The following is a 16963-nucleotide window of genomic DNA, read 5'->3' as shown; positions in this document are numbered from 1 at the left end:
TATGTCTTCCATTCTGGATTTGCCCAGCATGTCGCGCCGTTCCCTGCTGCAAGGCCTCAGCGCCACGGCGGCGCTGATCGTGCTGCATCCTTTCGCAGCCCGCGCTGCGAGCAATCAGGCGCATCTGCGCCTCATGGAAACGACCGACATTCACGTCAACGTCTTCCCCTATGACTACTATGCCGACAAGCCGAACGACACGATGGGCCTGACGCGTACCGCAACGATCATCGACAATATCCGCGCCGAGGCCACAAACTCGCTCCTGATAGACAATGGTGACGTGCTGCAAGGCAATCCGATGGGCGATTACATGGCCTATCAGCACGGCATGAAGGATGGCGACGTCCATCCGGTCATCAAGGCGATGAACACGCTCGGCTACTCTGTGGGCACGCTCGGCAACCATGAATTCAACTATGGCCTCGATTTCATGTTCAAGGTCTTGGCCGGCGCGAATTTCCCGTTCGTCTGCGCCAATTTAACCAAGGGCCAGCTGGCCTCCGATCCGACGAAGGACGACCTGTTCTTCAAGCCCTATCTGATCCTTGAAAAGAAGATCAAAGACGGCGCCGGCAATGAAAGCCCGATCAAGATCGGCTTCATCGGCTTCGTGCCGCCGCAGATCATGCTTTGGGACATCAAGAATCTCGAAGGCAAGGCGCAGACGCGCGATATCGTCGAAGCCGCCAAGGCCTGGGTTCCGGTCATGAAGGCCGAAGGCGCCGATATCATCATCGCCCTCTCCCATTCCGGCATCGACGGCAGCGGCCCGACCGAGAAGATGGAAAACGCTTCGCTTTACGTCGCTGCGGTCGACGGCATCGATGCCGTCTTCACTGGCCACCAGCATCTTGTCTTCCCCGGCCCGAAGACCTGGGATGGCATCAAGGACGCCGATCCGGTCAAGGGAACGCTGCACGGCAAGCCTGCCGTCATGGCCGGCTTCTGGGGCTCGCATCTCGGCCTCATCGACCTGCTGCTCGAAAAGGATGGCAAGAGCTGGAAGATCGTCGACTTCACCTCCGAAGCACGCCCGATCTACCATCGCGACGACAAGAAGAAGGTCATCGCTGACGTCACCGACAAGAAGGAAGTCGTCGAAGCCGCCAAGGCCGAGCATGAGGCGACGCTGACCTATGTCCGCACGCCCGTCGGCAAGACGTCTGCGCCGCTCTATTCCTACTTCGCGCTGGTCGCCGACGATCCCTCTGTGCAGATCGTCAGCCAGGCGCAGATCTGGTACATCAAGAACATACTGAAGGAGACGCAGTACAAGGACCTGCCGGTTCTTTCGGCTGCAGCACCCTTCAAATGCGGCGGGCGCAACGGCGCCGACTATTATACGGACGTCCCCGCGGGCAATATCGCCATCAAGAACGTCGCCGACCTCTATCTCTATCCGAACACCGTCCAGGCCGTTGTTATCAACGGCGCGCAGGTCAAGAACTGGCTGGAAATGTCGGCCGCCATGTTCAACCAGGTTCAGCCGGGTGCCAAGGATGCGGATCTGATCAACAGCAGCTTCCCGTCCTATAACTTCGACGTCATCGACGGCGTCACCTATCAGATCGACCTCTCGCAGCCGCGCCGATTCGGCGATGACGGCAAGGTTCTGAATGCCGACGCAAACCGCATTCAAAACCTGCAGTTCGACGGCAAGCCGATCGACCCCGCGCAGAAGTTCCTGGTCGTCACCAACAACTACCGCGCCGGCGGCGGCGGCAACTTCCCGGAAATCGCGGCTGACAAGGTGGTCTATCAGGCACCAGACACCAATCGCGACGTCATCGTGCGCTATGTCCACGAGCAGGGCACGATCAATCCGACCGCCGACGGCAACTGGACCTTCAAGCCGCTGCCGGGCACGACCGCACGGTTCCAGAGCTCGCCGAAGGCCAAGGATTTTCTCGATCAAGTCAAGAGCGTGAAGATCGAAGACGCCGGCGAAGGTGCCGACGGCTTCCGCAACTACCGGCTAGTGCTGTAAGCACGAACGCTATCGTCCTCTCCTCTCATTTGGGGAGAGGACTTTTTCACTCCGCCGCCAGACGCTTGTCTCCCGGATGGAACATCTCGACAGCGGACTTGAAGTCCTCCTGATTCGGGCATCGCGACAGACGATCACGGAAAGCTTCGATCATCCAGGCAGCCGCAGGGCCAGGGGGATTGTCCACCTTACGGATGGCATAGAGCGGATATTCACTCTGGTCGTAGGCATCGAGAGCCAAAGGCACCAGCCGTCCCTTCTGCAGATCCTCCATGATGAACGAGGCCGGCAGGCCGCCCCAGCCAAGACCACCGCGGATCAGCTGATGCTTGGTGGCGATATCGCTGAGATGCCAGATCTTGTAGGACAGGACGTTGAAATCCTTGCCATTGGTGAGATTTGACGCGTCGGTGACAACCAGTTGCACTTCTTCGCGCACATCGGCCAGCGTCAGCGGCCGCCCCAGCAGAGCGAGCGGATGCGTCGGAGCGGCAACCGGCATCATGAAGGAATGTCCGATGCGCTCGATAACCAGGGCATCATCCTGCTTCAACACCGAGCCGCCGATACCGATCGTCGACTTGCCGCTGGCAACCAGCTCCAGCATCGAACCGAGTTCGCCGGTGTCGAGGCGCAGGGAAACATAAGGGAAGCGATCGCGAAATTCCCGCAGCACATCGACCGTGGCATGCACCGGCACCATGACGCTGATGGCGACGGCCACCTCCGCCTCAAGGCCGCTCTTCAGGCCCTTCACGCGTGCGCGCATCACCTGCAGATCGGAAAGAATGCGGCGCGCATCCTCCAGCATTACTCTGCCCGCATCCGTGAGCTTCGGCTGACGCGAGCCGGAGCGCTCGAACAGCGGCATTTCGAGCTGAGCCTCCAGATTGGCAATCGTGTAGCTGATGACCGACTGAGCGCGGTTGAGCATTCGTGAAGCGGCCGAGAAGCTGCCTGACTCGGCGACGGTCAGAAAGACCTGCAATTGGTCGAGGGTGGGATTGGGGAGCATCTGCCATCCATTCTATCGATAATTCCGATCCATATTATCACAGTTTTTCTCGATAGCACTGACGACTTATTTATGGAGGCGAACGTGATCGGACTCTCCCAGCCGATTTAGCAACTCATTGAAAAGGAAAACGGATATGTCCTCCATTCTGCTTCTGACCTCCAGCCCGCGTCCGGACTCGCTCTCCACGAAGATCGCCACCGAACTGGCCGAGAAGATCAAGGCCAACAATCCGGGCAAGACGCTCGTCAAGCGCGACCTCGCTGCCGACAACCTGCCGCATATCGATGGCCCCTTCACCGCCGCCATCCGCACGCCGGCCGACGCCCGCACGCCCGAGCAGCAGGAACTGGTCAAGGTTTCCGACGCACTCGTCGACGAGCTGCTGGCAGCCGACACGCTTGTTATCGGCACCGGCCTCATCAACTTCAATATCTATTCCTCGCTGAAGACCTGGATCGACAACATCGCTCGCGCCGGCCGCACCTTCACCTACACGGAAACCGGCCCGAAGGGTCTGGCGACCGGTAAGAAGGCCTATATCGTGCTCGCTTCCGGCGGCGTCTACTCCGAAGGCCCGGCTGCCCCGCTGAACCATGCCGTTCCTTACCTGAAGTCCGTACTCGGCTTCATCGGCATCACCGATGTCGAGACCGTTTACATCGAAGGCGTTGCTTTTGGTCCGGAAGCTGCCGAAAAGGCTGTCGGTGCCGCCCAGGCCCGCGCCTCGGAGCTGGCTCTCGCCGCTTAATCGACTGCAGCCTTCAGGCATTGACAGGCGGCCGGCATCAGCCGGCTGCTTTGCTATTCCGCCTGTGGCAACTCCTTCACGAACGACCTCACGGTCTCCAGAATTTCATTGGAAAACGCCTCGTCATTCGCCACGCGCGCGAGGCCGAGGGCTCCGGTTATCAGGCAGGAGGCGATGATCGCCTTGCGCCTGGCTTCGGCTGCCTCCGGCTTCGGCATGCGCGCCGTCATGGCATCGAAATTCCTTCGCAGGCCATCCGTCGCGACGGTACGGACCGCATCGCTGCTGCGCGCCATATCCGCCGTCAGCGCGGCATAGGCGCAGCCCTCGCCGCAATGATCGCGGTGACGCTCGCTGAGATAGGTATCGACATAATCGTCGAGCGAGATGCTTTCGGGATCGATCCCCTTTTCCTCCTGCTGTCGCCGCCACGACCCGATCGCCGATTCCACGGCTTCCGCCACCAGTTCATCGCGCGAGGCGAAATGCTTGTAGAAGCCGCCTACGGTAAGCCCCGCCTCCTTCATCAGGTCGGCGACACCAATCCCTTCCAATCCTTCCTCACGCAGACGCTTGGCGGCGAGCGTCACGATGCGTTCGTGCGTCTTCTGCTTTTCCAATTGTGAGCGGCCCATCGAAAATCCTTTCATGCCTGGCTTGACAAAATGGATTACGGTCATAATCCTTATAGATAACGATCATAATCCAGATCGTGACAAAAGCCAACAGGAGCTACGAACATGCGTCTCAAGAACAAGGTTGCCGTCATCACCGGTGGAAACAGCGGCATTGGCCTCGCCACTGCCCGCCTCTTCCTCGCCGAAGGCGCGAAGGTCGCCATCACAGGCCGCAATCCCAAGACACTGGCTGCGGCGGCCGAGCAACTCGGCGGCGGCGTGCTGGCCTTGCAGGCCGACACCACCGATATCCCGGCCATGGAAAAGGCCTTTGCCGAGGCTGCGGAGAAGCTTGGGAAATTTGATGTGGTCTTTGCCAATGCCGGTATTGCCGGGGATACGCCGCTCGGCAAAACGACGCTTGAGCAGTTTGAAACCATCGTTCGCGTCAATTTCACCGGCGTCTTCTTTACCGTACAGGCCGCCCTGCCATATCTGAACGACGGCGGCTCCGTCATCCTGAACGGCTCCGTCCATGCCGTTCTCGGCATTCCCGGCGCTTCGGCCTATGCCGGCACGAAGGGCGCCGTTCGCGCCATGACACGCAATCTCGCTTCCGAACTGGCGCCTCGTGGTATCCGCGTCAACCAAGTTACACCCGGCGCCACCAAGACCCCGATCTGGGAGCCCCGCGCCAGCACGCCGGAGGCTCTGGATGCGCTGCAAGCCCGCTTCGGCAGCCTGAGCCCGCTCGGCCGCATGAGCGAAGCCGAGGAAATCGCCAAGGCAGCGCTCTATTTCGCCTCCGATGATTCCGCCAACGTGACGGCCATCGAAATCACCGTCGACGGCGGCGCGATCAACGCTCCGTCCGGCGCGAAGCTCTTCCGCACGGCTTGAAGCCTGCGAATTATCAGCCATCAATTTTCAATGAGTGTTATGGGCCGCCAAAGCAGATGCAGAGGCGGCCTTGCGTCTGATGCATGTTAAAGGAGTTTGGCTGCTTCAGACCTGGCGAACCTTTTCGCCGTCGCCGAAGAGGCCGGCGCCATTCTGGTCGATGATCTGCTGGCCCTTGCGGAAGGTCGATTCCACGGCATCATCAGACGAGGTGAAGACATCGGCGCGGATGAAATTGCGCACCAGGATCTCACCATTTACATCCTTCTCAATCCGGCCCATGAGGCGGAACTGATTGCCCTCGCGCTGCGGCGTCGCATAGATCGTGCAGCCGGCATGTACCTGAGGTTCGACGCTAACAGTCGAGCCGCCGGATTTTTCAGTGCCAGCCTGCGATGCGCCACCGGTGAAAATCGAAAGGATATTTGAAAAGAACGAAGCCATGGATCGCCTTTAGCATGAAGGTTGCAAGGTCGCAAAGTCAAATGATCAGGTTTGCCAGGATCTCGTTTTCGGTGATGTCCTCGTAGCCCATGCCGGAACTTTCAAAATTGGCGATAAGCTGCTTGAAATTATCCGGATTTTTCGTCTCGATGCCGATCAGGATGGAGCCGAAATTGCGGGCGCTCTTCTTCAGATATTCGAAGCGGGCGATGTCGTCTTCCGGGCCGAGCATGTTGAGGAAATCGCGAAGCGCGCCGGGACGCTGCGCCAGACGCAGGATGAAGTATTTCTTCAAGCCCGCATAGCGCATGGCACGCTCCTTGACATCAGGCAGGCGCTCGAAATCGAAGTTGCCGCCGGAGACGACGGCAACGATGGTCTTGCCGCGGATGCTGTCGCGATCGAGCTTTTCCAGCGCCGTGATCGCCAGGGCGCCGGCTGGCTCCAGCACCACGCCTTCCACATTCAGCATATCGGTGATGGTGACGCAGATGGCGTTCTCCTCGATGAGCTTCACCTGCTCGGCCGCAAAGTCCTTCAGGGCCGCGAAATTCAGCTCGCCGATACGACCGACGGCAGCGCCATCGACGAAATTGTCGACCTTGGCGAGCGTGACCACTTGCCCCGCCTCGATGCTGCGGCGCAGGCTCGGCGCTCCGGCCGGCTCGGCGAAGGTGAATGCATCACGCGGGAGCTTATCGGCAAAATAGCCGGTAATCCCGGCAGCTAGGCCACCACCGCCGACGGGAAGAAGGACGTGATCGGGGATAACGCCATCAGGCAGCTGCTCGGCGATCTCGGCAGCGACCGTCGCCTGTCCCTCGATGATATCGGCATGATCGAAGGGAGGCACCATGACGCCGTCGATGCTCTCGACGTGATCGCGCGCGGCCTGATAGCATTGATCGAAGAAATCGCCGAAGAGCTTGATGGTGATGAACTCACCGCCGAAGATACGGGTCTTGTCGATCTTCTGCTGCGGTGTCGTCACGGGCATGTAGACCACGCCGGGCACACCGAAATGGCGGCAGACGAAGGCGAAGCCCTGGGCGTGATTGCCGGCGGATGCGCAGACGAAGGTCTTTCCCGTACCACCCTCGGCAATCACCTTGCGAAAGAAATTGAAGGCGCCGCGGATCTTATAAGAGCGAACCGGTGTGAGATCCTCACGCTTCAGCCAGATGTCGGCGCCATAGCGCGCGGAAAGATGCTCGTTCAGCTGCAGCGGCGTTGCGGGAAAGAGGCCACGCATGGCCTCTGTGGCTTCGAGAACAGTCTGGTTGTCCACGGCTTGTCCGTCCTTCTTCAATCACCCCCGCTATGACACAGGAAAGATGAGCAAAGAAAGCCTCTTTATCGCGCTTTCGGTCCTGCAATGGCAAGATTGGCCGCACCGAACAAGTCATTAACCATTTATGCCCCTGACTGTCGAAACCCCTAAATCTGTGAATTGACAGCCAAGCTCCCCCTGCGTCCAATATGACACAGCCATCATGATGATGGTTAGAGGCCCGCCTTAAATCCGATCGTCGGCTACGGCGGGCTTCGCTTATCCATGCTGGCATTAACTTATACTTGCACATAAGATTGAGAATCGCGCAAAAGATGTTTATCCCAGTTTTGTTCAAGGGGAGAACATCGTCATGCGCCTTATGCGCCCAGCTATAATCGCTTTCACTCTTGCGGTGCTTGCTTCCTGCGCCTCGCAGGAAAAAAGCTTCGAGAAGAACATCCCCATTATGAAGGAAAGCCCGACGGCACGAGCGCAGGTCATCGACAAGTGCATGTCGCAGCGCCTGCCACCGGAAACGCTGGATGAAATCGCTTTCTACGTCAAATCTCAAAGAAGCGACGCAAAGCGGCTCTTTTGTCAGCGACTGATGAACGGTGTGGTATCGGGAAAGATCAGCTATGCCGATTTTAAGGCCATGTTCCAACAGAAGAAGGTGACACCGGCGCTTGTCAGCGTTCTCAAGGGTCGCTGAGCCGAGCATGTCAGGCTGACGCCGATCGGCTCCCTCCTGCAAAACAATCCTTGACTGAATCGCTCAAGTGCTTGATGGGGAAAGGCACGCGGACGTGGCGAAACTGGTAGACGCAAGGGACTTAAAATCCCTCGGCCTTTGGCTGTACGGGTTCGACCCCCGTCGTCCGCACCAAAAATCAAATTTCATCAAAATCCCAATGAAAAGAGGCGCAGCCTTCGCCGCGCCTCTCTCAATCGATATGCAGATTCAAATCAAGCCGTGAGCTTGGCAGCGATCTTGGCGACGTGCGCGCCTTGATATTTTGCCGCTTCCAGCTCGATTTCGGAAGGCTGGCGGGAGCCATCGCCATTGGTGATCGTCGAAGCGCCGTAGGGCGAGCCACCCTTGACTTCTTCCGTGCCCATCTGGCCCTGGAAAGCATAAGGGAGGCCGACAACGGCCATGCCGTGGTGGAGAAGCGTCGGAATGAAGCCGAGGATGGTGGATTCCTGGCCGCCGTGCTGGGTTGCGGATGAGGTGAAGACCGAGCCGACCTTGCCGACGAGCTTGCCGCCGAACCACAGGCCGCCGGTCTGATCCCAGAAATTGCGCATCTGCGAGGCGACCGTGCCGAAGCGCGTACCGGCGCCGACGATGATAGCGTCATAGTCTGCCAGTTCGTCCGGGGTTGCGATCGGGGCTTCCTGATCGAGCTTGAAGTAGGATGCCTTGGCGACTTCTTCCGGAACGAGTTCCGGTACGCGCTTAACGGTGACGTCGGCGCCGGTGGACTTTGCACCTTCTGCGACGGCATAGGCCATCTTCTCGATGTGACCGTAGGAAGAATAATAGAGAACCAGAACCTTAGCCATAAGAACGTCTCCCGTTTGTTGGACGCGTTGAATGTCGGGGAATCTTGTATCAGCGATGCGACAAGGGCGCAGCCCCCACGCTCAGAACGCACTGTTCATCCTGCGTAGACGCAATTTCATTTGCAATATTTGCCGGGACCTGCGGTCGAGTGAAAACGAGCGTTTGCAATCGCTGCAAACAGCGCTACCTATCTCGAACACTTTTGAACGCGCCGACTGCGCATTGTCCTGGATATCTTCATGTCGAACGAAATCATTGTCACAGCCGCCATGCTGGCCATCGGCGACGAACTGCTCTCCGGCCGGACCAAGGACAAGAATATCGGCCATCTTGCCGATGTGCTGCTGCTGGCCGGCATCGACCTGAAGGAAGTCCGCATCGTGGCCGACGATGAAGATGCCATCGTCTCGGCGCTGAATGCCTTGCGCGGCCAGTATGATTACGTCTTCACGTCCGGTGGCATCGGCCCGACCCATGACGATATCACCGCCGATGCCGTCGCCAAGGCCTTTGGCGTGCCCTGCGAGCACGATGCCGAAGCCATGCGGATCATGGGCGAAATGTACGCACGGCGCGAGATGGAATTCACCGAGGCTCGCCAGCGCATGGCCCGGATGCCTGTGGGATCGAAGCATATCGCCAATCCGGTCTCGACTGCGCCCGGCTTCAACATCGGCAACGTCTACGTCATGGCCGGAGTGCCGCAGGTTTTCCAGGCGATGCTCGACAATGTCATACCGACGCTAAGGACCGGCGCAAAGGTGCTATCAACAGCGATTTCCTGCCCCTATGGCGAAGGCGAGATCGGCACGCCGCTCGGCCTCATCCAGAAGGCGCATCCTGAAACCAGCATCGGCTCCTACCCGCGCTATGTCGGCCAATTCTTCTCGACCGAGATCGTCGTCAGGGGCCGCTCGGCGGAATTGGTCGAAAGTGTCGCAGCGGAAGTACGCGCAATGATCGAAGCCATCCGACAGTCGAAAGCCAAGGAAAATCAGTCGGCTGAGGCCTGACCTTTAACGAAGGTGTGTACGTTCCAGGGAACTCTGAGACCATTCGGAGCATTATCTTGTAGCGGAATGCTGATATCATGATCCGATCCAACCCTTCCGCATGGGAGATCTCTTCATGTCCTACAAAACGATAGTGACCGTTCTCGACAATCCCGACAATACGCGCATCGCTGCCGCGTTTTCGGCGGCGCTCGCAAAGGAGCACGGCGCCCATGTCGTCGGGCTTCATGCGGAAATCGTCTCGACCGTGCCGCTGGTGGCGCCGATGGAGATTCCGGACCCCGTTGCGGTTCAGGCACTTCAGGATGTCGCCCATAATCAGGCGGTCGAAATCGAACGGGTGTTCCGCTCAAGAATGGAAGCCGCTGGTATCGACTATGAATGGCACAGCTTTGCCAGCACGGTCGGCTACGGCACCGAACCGCTGATCGAAAGTGCCCGCAGTGCCGATCTGCTGGTGGCCGTGCAGCCGGACCCGTCGAAATATGCCGATACCCAGGTCGATGTCGAAACCTTCCTGTTCGACAGCGGCCGGCCGGTCCTGTTGATCCCCTATATTCTCAAGGAGCCTAAGCCCGTCCGCCGCGTGCTGATCGCCTGGAACGGCTCCAAGGAAGTGGCCCGCGCCACCTTCGACGCCCTGCCTTTCCTCAAGGCTGCGGATTCGGTCGAGATCCTTTCCGTCAGCACGTCGGAAAAGGACCCTCATCCGTCCAAGGAGACCGGCGTCCGGATAGCCGCGGCGCTGACGCGCCACGGCGTGCGCGCCAAGTTCGAAACGGCAGCCTGCAGCGGCAAGTCGACGCCGTCGCAGGTCATCGAAAACCGCCTGGCGGACGACAGCATCGACCTGCTTGTTATGGGCGCCTATACGCATTCCTGGCTGTGGCAGATGATCTTCGGCGGCACGACGCGCACCCTGCTGCAATCGATGACAGCAATGACGTTGCTGGCTCGCTGAGCGGCTGAAAGCTCAAATCCTATATCAACCGGTGCAAATGTGCATCGGTTGGCTGCTTCGCGGCTATTGCCTTTTGCCCGTAAATCCAGCAGAAAGCAGCGACCGATGACAGAATTCCCGCCAGGGAACCGTTCGCGCGGTCGAAGGGGCATGATCCCGAAAAGCCCAGGCTTTCCCGGATAAGATCCCGTTCAGGCAGATAGCAAGCGAATCGCGTTCCGGATTTGGTTCTTGGTCCGCGCCCGCCGCGGGGTCTGCTCAGGGTCACCGGCGCTGCCGGTGCGTCGTTATTCCATGCCCCGGAGCTTTCTGCCATGTCCCTGCCCGATAAAGCCTTTCCCGTATCCTGGGATCAGTTCCATCGCGATGCGCGCGCGCTTGCCTGGCGGCTTGCCGGCCTGAACCGTGAATTCAAGGCAATCGTCTGCATTACCCGCGGCGGCCTCGTGCCGGCTGCCATCATCTCTCGCGAGCTCAATATCCGGCTGATCGAGACGGTGTGTGTCGCTTCCTATCACGATTATTCCAGCCAGGGCGAAATGAACCTGCTCAAGGGCATCGCACCGGAACTATCGGTCAATGGCGGCGAAGGCGTCCTTGTCATCGACGATCTCACCGATACCGGCAAGACGGCTCTCGAAGTCCGCGCCATGCTGCCCAAGGCGCATTTCGCCTGCGTCTACGCCAAGCCGACCGGCGTTCCCACGATCGACACCTTCATCACCGAGGTTAGCCAGGACACCTGGATCTACTTCCCCTGGGACATGGGCTTCACCTATCAGGAGCCAATCGCCAAGGGCCATCGCGGCTGATCTCCCGCTGCCGGCACGCGAATCAGTCACGATTCACGCGCCGTCGCGAAATGCGATTCGAATAGTGGTAATAGAGGTGGGCGCTACGGCGCCCACTAGATTTAGTGGGCATCACAAAGGCGAGAAAGCGTGAGATTCAAGGCTTTCCGCGCGAATCATGATGCGTCACGGCATGAATTTGCGGCGCTGCCAATGGCATCGAGGTCACGGTCACAATTTTGTCGCTTTCGACACCGCCGGTGATGATACTTGCTGCACCAACGGTCGCGCGAAGGGCGAGCATCCCTCCTCAAGCTCTTGAATCTCTTAGCCTACTGGCATTTCCCCAGTTTCCACAGGCGAGCCCACAAGATATTGTGGTTAGCAATCCATTACAAACCACCCCTTGACGGAATCGGGTCTTTCAAAGTTAATGGACGACGTTGCGGCGGCGACTGGACCAGGCGGGGTTACGAGGACTGGTTCTCAATTCGAAATCGGATTTGGATTCAACGCGATTCACCTGTGCAGGTGGCCCGCCGTGAGGGTTTTTGTGTCGATCTCGAGCTGCCGAAAAAATACATGCGGGGACTGGCGGTAACAAGCTGTTAATACTATATTTAGTGTTTGCAGCCACCATCACCACAAGATACAGGAAAGACATCTCCGGGTGACACCTCCTGTCAAAGAGCGGATCGGAAGCTGGCTGCGCGTTGAATTCGCGATGCCGGAATGAGAATTTTTGCGCCCTGTTTTCATGCAGGCGCACACCAACGAATGAAGGATTGGGACCATGCGCATCGAACGTCGTTTTACGAAGGCCGGCCAGTCACCCTATGCGGACATCGAATTCCGCAAGGCGACGAGCGAGATCAAGAATCCTGACGGTTCGATCGTGTTCCGCCTCGAAAACATCGACGTACCCGCGCAGTTCTCGCAGGTCGCCGCCGACATTCTCGCGCAGAAATATTTCCGCAAGGCCGGCGTGCCCGCCAAGCTGAAGAAGGTCGAGGAAAACGACGTTCCTTCCTTCCTGTGGCGTTCCGTGCCCGACGATGCGGCCATGAAGGATCTGCCGAAGGATCAGCAGAGCGGCTCGGAAACCGATGCACGCCAGGTCTTCGATCGCCTCGCCGGCACCTGGACCTATTGGGGCTGGAAGGGCGGCTACTTCTCCTCTGAGGAAGACGCCTCCGCTTTCCAGGACGAGCTCGCCTATATGCTTGCCACCCAGCGCGTCGCTCCGAATTCGCCGCAGTGGTTCAACACCGGCATGCACTGGGCCTACGGCATCGACGGCCCCGGCCAGGGCCACTATTATGTCGACCCCTTCACTGGCAAGCTCACCAAGTCCAAGTCGGCTTATGAGCATCCGCAGCCGCATGCCTGCTTCATTCAATCCGTCGAAGACGATCTCGTCAACGAAGGCGGCATTATGGACCTGTGGGTTCGCGAAGCCCGCCTCTTTAAATACGGCTCCGGCACCGGCTCGAACTTCTCGATGCTGCGCGCCGAAGGTGAAAAGCTTTCTGGCGGCGGCCGTTCTTCCGGCCTCATGAGCTTCCTGAAGATCGGTGACCGCGCTGCTGGCGCCATCAAGTCGGGCGGCACGACCCGCCGCGCCGCCAAGATGGTGGTCGTCGACATCGACCATCCGGATATCGAGGACTATATCAACTGGAAGGTCAAGGAAGAGCAGAAGGTTGCCGCCCTCGTCACCGGTTCCAAGATTGTCGCCAAGCATCTGAAGGCGATCATGAAGGCGACGGTCAATTGCGAAGGCGACAATGACGATTGCTTCGACCCGGCCAAGAACCCTGCCCTGAAGCGCGAGATACGCGCTGCCAAGAAGGACCAGGTTCCGGAAAACTACGTCCAGCGTGTCATCCAGTTTGCTCGCCAGGGCTACACGGATCTCGAATTCAAGACCTACGACACCGACTGGGATTCGGAAGCCTATCTGACCGTATCGGGCCAGAACTCGAACAACTCCGTCTCGATCAAGGACGACTTCCTGCGTGCCGTCGAGAATGATGGCGACTGGAACCTGACCGCCCGCAAGGACGGCAAGGTCGTCAAGACGCTGAAGGCCCGCGATCTCTGGGAATCCATCTCCTACGCCGCCTGGGCATCGGCCGATCCGGGCCTGCACTTCAACACGACGATGAACGACTGGCACACCAGCCCGGCTGCCGGCCCGATCCGCGCATCCAATCCGTGCTCGGAATACATGTTCCTCGACGACACGGCCTGCAACCTCGCCTCGCTGAACCTGATGACCTTCAAGGACGCAGCGACGAAGCGCATCAACATCGCCGATTACGAACATGCCGTCCGCCTTTGGACCGTCGTTCTCGAAGTCTCCGTGATGATGGCGCAGTTCCCCTCGCGCCGCATCGCAGAACTCTCCTACGAATACCGCACGCTCGGCCTCGGCTACGCCAATATCGGCGGCCTGCTGATGTCGTCGGGTATTCCTTATGACAGCGACGAAGCCCGCGCCATTGCCGGCTCGCTGACGGCGATCATGACTGGCGTCGCCTATGCGACCTCGGCCGAAATGGCGTCCGAACTCGGGACTTTCCCGATGTTCAAGCCGAACCGCGAAAACATGCTGCGCGTCATCCGCAATCATCGCCGCGCCGCCTACGGCGAGACCTCGGGCTATGAGAACCTGTCGGTCAATCCGGTGGCGCTGATCCACTCCGACAATCCGGACCAGGATCTCGTCGCCCATGCCAAGGCGGCCTGGGACAAGGCGCTTGAGCTCGGCGAAAAGCACGGCTATCGCAATGCACAGGCAACCGTGATCGCGCCGACCGGCACGATCGGCCTCGTCATGGATTGCGACACGACCGGCATCGAGCCGGACTTCGCCCTGGTGAAGTTCAAGAAGCTCGCCGGCGGCGGCTACTTCAAGATCATCAACCGCGCCGTTCCGGAAGCGCTGCGCACGCTCGGCTATTCCGAAAGCCAGATCGCCGAGATCGAGGCCTATGCTGTCGGCCACGGCAACCTGAACCAGGCTCCGGCCATCAACCCGTCGACGCTGAAGGCCAAGGGCTTCACCGCCGAGAAGGTCGATGCCGTCAACGCTGCGCTGAAGAGCGCCTTCGACATCAAGTTCGTCTTCAACCAGTGGACGCTCGGCGCCGACTTTCTGAAGGGCACGCTGAAGGTGTCCGACGAGCAGATGGCCGATATGAGCTTCAACCTGCTCGACCATCTCGGCTTCTCCAAGAAGGACATCGAAGCCGCCAACATCCATGTCTGCGGTGCAATGACGCTGGAAGGCGCTCCGTTCCTGAGGCAAGAACATCTGGCCGTCTTCGATTGCGCCAACCCCTGCGGCAAGATCGGCAAGCGCTACCTCTCGGTGGAAAGCCACATCCGCATGATGGCGGCCGCTCAGCCCTTCATCTCGGGCGCCATCTCCAAGACGATCAACATGCCGAACGAGGCGACTGTCGAGGATTGCAAGAACGCCTACATGCTCTCCTGGAAGCTCGGCCTCAAGGCCAACGCGCTCTATCGCGACGGCTCCAAGCTCAGCCAGCCGCTGAACGCCTCGCTGATCGAGGATGACAGCGACGAGGATGCGCTGGAGGAATTCCTGCAGGCACCGGTAGCGGCCCAGGCCGTCACCATCACGGAAAAGATCGTCGAGCGCGTGATCGAGAAGGTCGTGCGTACGCAGGAAAAGCTGCCGAGCCGCCGCAAGGGCTATACCCAGAAGGCCAAGATCGGCGGTCACACCATCTTCCTGCGCACCGGCGAATATGACGACGGCCGTCTCGGCGAAATCTTCCTTGATATGAACAAGGAAGGCTCGGCTCTGCGCGCCTTCATCAACAACTTCGCGATCTCCGTCTCGCTCGGCCTGCAGTATGGCGTGCCGCTCGAGGAATATGTCGACGCCTTCACCTTCACCAAGTTCGAGCCGGCCGGCATCGTCACGGGCAACGACGCGATCAAGAACGCCACGTCGATCCTCGACTACGTGTTCCGCGAACTGGCGATCTCCTATCTCGGCCGCCACGATCTCGCCCATGTCGACACGTCCGACTTCAACAACACGGCGCTCGGCCGCGGCGTTTCCGAAGGCAAGGCCGATGTCGTCTCAAAGGGCCTGACCCGCGGCTACAAGCCGACGCTGGTTCCGACATCGGGCGAGCGTTCGGCAGACGCCAAGGGTTCGGCAACGGCCACCCCTGCCCGCGCCGCCTCGCTTTCGACCGTTACCGCCTTTGCCGGCAACACGGTCCGCAAGCTGGAACCGGCAAGCTCGGTCTCGACCTCAGAAGTCGTCGCCTTCAAGCGCGATTATGAGGAGCGTGCGAAGGAGCTGGCCGAAGAGATCGCAGAGGAAGTCATCTCCGAATCCGCGACGGGCCTCTTCAGCGACAACGCGGCAAGCGAGGCTGCCAACGCAAAGACGGAAGCCAAGAAGCTCGAATCCGAACGCCGCGCCCGCTCCATCATGCAGGGCTACACCGGCAACATGTGCACCGAGTGCCAGAACTTCACGATGGTTCGGAATGGAACTTGCGAGAAGTGCGACACGTGTGGGGCTACGAGCGGCTGCAGCTGAGTATTGGCACAACAAGAGCCTGGGAAGCCAGTGGGTTGTCCCAAAACGGTTGAGTATGTTTCAATCAACAATTTTCCGGGCACTTCGGTGCCCGGAAAATGCATCAAAGAACAAAACAGGAATCCGCTATGACAATTCAGCAGGTTGCTGTCGGCGAATGCCTTTAACGGCACCAATGTCGCTGTTCGTGCGTTGGCGCAACGCACATTTCTTCAGCCCCATTCTGATAACAGCCCTCTATCGGCTACGGCATCTTTTGGTATCAGCACCGGCATGCCGGCGCAGTGGCGGACGTTGCCGATCCCGTTGCAGCAGGCGCCAAAGGATTTGCCTTCGATGGCTGGAAAGTAGTTGCCTGCCTTCCGCCGCTATGGCTGGAGCATGCGAGGCCTGATCCGCATCAATGCAGCGAATTGAAATGCAACGCGTCCCGTCCGTTCAGCTCGCGCCATTGCAGAGGCGTCAGCCCCTCCCAGTCGCGAAAGGCGCGATAGAAGGAACTGCGATCCTGATAGCCCAGAAGACATGCGACCTCGTCGATGTCGGTGGACGGGTTGGACAGCAGTTGCCGTCCGAGTTCCTGGCGCGCTTCCGACAGAAGCTCGCGGAAGGTCTTGCCCTCTTCGGTGATGCGCCGTTGCAGCGTTCGCTCGCTCATGTTGAGATCCTGCGCTATCTGCGACAACTCCGGACGTCCGCTTGCAAGCGATCGCTTCAGGACGACTTTCACCTGGTCGCCAATGGAACTGCGGGCCTGCAGTTCGCCCATAGCGGCGGCAAGTGCCGGCGTGAGGATTTCCAGGAGTTCGGGATTGTGGCCCGGAAACGGCCGGTCAAGATCGGCCGATTTCAGGACGAGCCTGTTCTGCGGAGCACCATACTTCACGGGACACCCGAAAAAGAGCCGATACAGATCGCTCTTAGGCCCGGAGCGCATGAACTCGACCCGAACCGGTGTCAGGGCTTGGCCGGTTCCGCGGCGACCAAGCTCGACCAGGAAGGCGAAGGCAACGTCGGTGGCGATCCCGGGCTCAAGCTCGGTCGCGTAAA

14 protein-coding genes and 1 tRNA gene are annotated in these 16963 nt (G+C 59.4%); 9 read left to right on the top strand and 6 right to left on the bottom strand.

Features of this window, described 5'->3' with window-relative positions:
* The first annotated feature begins 1 nt into the window (after window position 1).
* The gene (locus JJQ51_RS21290; protein WP_152094243.1) at window positions 2–1990 is read left to right on the top strand and encodes a bifunctional 2',3'-cyclic-nucleotide 2'-phosphodiesterase/3'-nucleotidase; all 1989 of its coding nucleotides are present in this window, start codon (window positions 2–4) and stop codon (window positions 1988–1990) included.
* 46 nt (window positions 1991–2036) lie between these two features.
* Here the strand turns inward: JJQ51_RS21290 and JJQ51_RS21285 are convergent, their stop codons facing one another.
* Window positions 2037–3005, bottom strand: coding sequence for a LysR family transcriptional regulator (locus JJQ51_RS21285; protein ID WP_113333513.1), 969 nt, complete (start codon window positions 3003–3005; stop codon window positions 2037–2039).
* Between the two features lie 136 nt (window positions 3006–3141).
* Between JJQ51_RS21285 and JJQ51_RS21280 the strand changes: the two genes are divergently transcribed.
* Complete coding sequence (locus JJQ51_RS21280; RefSeq protein WP_113333514.1) at window positions 3142–3756, top strand: FMN-dependent NADH-azoreductase; 615 nt, start codon at window positions 3142–3144, stop codon at window positions 3754–3756.
* A gap of 53 nt (window positions 3757–3809) precedes the next feature.
* On the opposite strand, the gene JJQ51_RS21275 is transcribed toward JJQ51_RS21280, so the two are convergent.
* Window positions 3810–4391, bottom strand: coding sequence for a TetR/AcrR family transcriptional regulator (locus tag JJQ51_RS21275; RefSeq protein ID WP_269245316.1), 582 nt, complete (start codon window positions 4389–4391; stop codon window positions 3810–3812).
* Between the two features lie 105 nt (window positions 4392–4496).
* On the opposite strand from JJQ51_RS21275, the gene JJQ51_RS21270 reads away from it, so the two are divergent.
* The gene (locus tag JJQ51_RS21270) at window positions 4497–5273 is read left to right on the top strand and encodes an SDR family NAD(P)-dependent oxidoreductase (protein ID WP_269245315.1); all 777 of its coding nucleotides are present in this window, start codon (window positions 4497–4499) and stop codon (window positions 5271–5273) included.
* A gap of 105 nt (window positions 5274–5378) precedes the next feature.
* On the opposite strand, the gene JJQ51_RS21265 is transcribed toward JJQ51_RS21270, so the two are convergent.
* Complete coding sequence (locus JJQ51_RS21265; protein WP_015339645.1) at window positions 5379–5717, bottom strand: HlyU family transcriptional regulator; 339 nt, start codon at window positions 5715–5717, stop codon at window positions 5379–5381.
* A gap of 37 nt (window positions 5718–5754) precedes the next feature.
* On the bottom strand, window positions 5755–6969 hold the full coding sequence (gene ilvA, locus JJQ51_RS21260) for a threonine ammonia-lyase (protein WP_233788715.1): 1215 nt from the start codon (window positions 6967–6969) through the stop codon (window positions 5755–5757).
* Between the two features lie 391 nt (window positions 6970–7360).
* Here ilvA and JJQ51_RS21255 point away from each other — a divergent pair, with 391 nt between their 5' ends.
* A complete protein-coding gene (locus JJQ51_RS21255; protein ID WP_069611935.1) occupies window positions 7361–7702 on the top strand; it encodes a hypothetical protein in 342 nt (113 codons plus the stop codon).
* 88 nt (window positions 7703–7790) lie between these two features.
* A tRNA-Leu gene (locus tag JJQ51_RS21250) sits at window positions 7791–7876 on the top strand.
* A gap of 80 nt (window positions 7877–7956) precedes the next feature.
* On the opposite strand, the gene wrbA is transcribed toward JJQ51_RS21250, so the two are convergent.
* Window positions 7957–8556 (bottom strand): NAD(P)H:quinone oxidoreductase type IV, encoded by a 600-nt coding sequence (wrbA, locus tag JJQ51_RS21245; RefSeq protein ID WP_113333517.1) that lies wholly within the window; start codon window positions 8554–8556, stop codon window positions 7957–7959.
* 240 nt (window positions 8557–8796) lie between these two features.
* Between wrbA and JJQ51_RS21240 the strand changes: the two genes are divergently transcribed.
* The 4 genes from JJQ51_RS21240 to JJQ51_RS21225 all read left to right on the top strand — a co-directional run bounded on the left by JJQ51_RS21240 (window position 8797) and on the right by JJQ51_RS21225 (window position 15913).
* A complete protein-coding gene (locus JJQ51_RS21240; RefSeq protein WP_113352648.1) occupies window positions 8797–9570 on the top strand; it encodes a competence/damage-inducible protein A in 774 nt (257 codons plus the stop codon).
* Between the two features lie 115 nt (window positions 9571–9685).
* Window positions 9686–10531 carry a universal stress protein gene (locus JJQ51_RS21235; protein WP_113352649.1) on the top strand — a complete coding sequence of 282 codons (846 nt, stop codon included), beginning with the start codon at window positions 9686–9688 and terminating at the stop codon, window positions 10529–10531.
* A gap of 314 nt (window positions 10532–10845) precedes the next feature.
* Complete coding sequence (gpt, locus tag JJQ51_RS21230; protein ID WP_069611931.1) at window positions 10846–11343, top strand: xanthine phosphoribosyltransferase; 498 nt, start codon at window positions 10846–10848, stop codon at window positions 11341–11343.
* 772 nt (window positions 11344–12115) lie between these two features.
* The gene (locus JJQ51_RS21225; RefSeq protein WP_152096188.1) at window positions 12116–15913 is read left to right on the top strand and encodes a vitamin B12-dependent ribonucleotide reductase; all 3798 of its coding nucleotides are present in this window, start codon (window positions 12116–12118) and stop codon (window positions 15911–15913) included.
* 400 nt (window positions 15914–16313) lie between these two features.
* Here the strand turns inward: JJQ51_RS21225 and JJQ51_RS21220 are convergent.
* Window positions 16314–16963: AraC family transcriptional regulator (locus tag JJQ51_RS21220; RefSeq protein WP_269245314.1), on the bottom strand; the 650-nt coding region annotated here is incomplete at its 5' end.

Source organism: Rhizobium sp. AG207R (genome assembly GCF_027109195.1).
GTDB lineage: Bacteria > Pseudomonadota > Alphaproteobacteria > Rhizobiales > Rhizobiaceae > Rhizobium > Rhizobium dioscoreae.
Note: the sequence above shows the minus strand (reverse complement) of the source record. Positions and strands in the feature narration are given on the sequence as shown.

Coding starts and splice junctions, on each gene's coding strand:
- JJQ51_RS21290 (WP_152094243.1), top strand. CDS start 2: ATGTCTTCCATTCTGGATTTGCCCAGCATGTCGCGCCGTTCCCTGCTG.
- JJQ51_RS21285 (WP_113333513.1), bottom strand. CDS start 3,005: ATGCTCCCCAATCCCACCCTCGACCAATTGCAGGTCTTTCTGACCGTC.
- JJQ51_RS21280 (WP_113333514.1), top strand. CDS start 3,142: ATGTCCTCCATTCTGCTTCTGACCTCCAGCCCGCGTCCGGACTCGCTC.
- JJQ51_RS21275 (WP_269245316.1), bottom strand. CDS start 4,391: ATGGGCCGCTCACAATTGGAAAAGCAGAAGACGCACGAACGCATCGTG.
- JJQ51_RS21270 (WP_269245315.1), top strand. CDS start 4,497: ATGCGTCTCAAGAACAAGGTTGCCGTCATCACCGGTGGAAACAGCGGC.
- JJQ51_RS21265 (WP_015339645.1), bottom strand. CDS start 5,717: ATGGCTTCGTTCTTTTCAAATATCCTTTCGATTTTCACCGGTGGCGCA.
- ilvA (WP_233788715.1), bottom strand. CDS start 6,969: ATGCGTGGCCTCTTTCCCGCAACGCCGCTGCAGCTGAACGAGCATCTT.
- JJQ51_RS21255 (WP_069611935.1), top strand. CDS start 7,361: ATGCGCCTTATGCGCCCAGCTATAATCGCTTTCACTCTTGCGGTGCTT.
- wrbA (WP_113333517.1), bottom strand. CDS start 8,556: ATGGCTAAGGTTCTGGTTCTCTATTATTCTTCCTACGGTCACATCGAG.
- JJQ51_RS21240 (WP_113352648.1), top strand. CDS start 8,797: ATGTCGAACGAAATCATTGTCACAGCCGCCATGCTGGCCATCGGCGAC.
- JJQ51_RS21235 (WP_113352649.1), top strand. CDS start 9,686: ATGTCCTACAAAACGATAGTGACCGTTCTCGACAATCCCGACAATACG.
- gpt (WP_069611931.1), top strand. CDS start 10,846: ATGTCCCTGCCCGATAAAGCCTTTCCCGTATCCTGGGATCAGTTCCAT.
- JJQ51_RS21225 (WP_152096188.1), top strand. CDS start 12,116: ATGCGCATCGAACGTCGTTTTACGAAGGCCGGCCAGTCACCCTATGCG.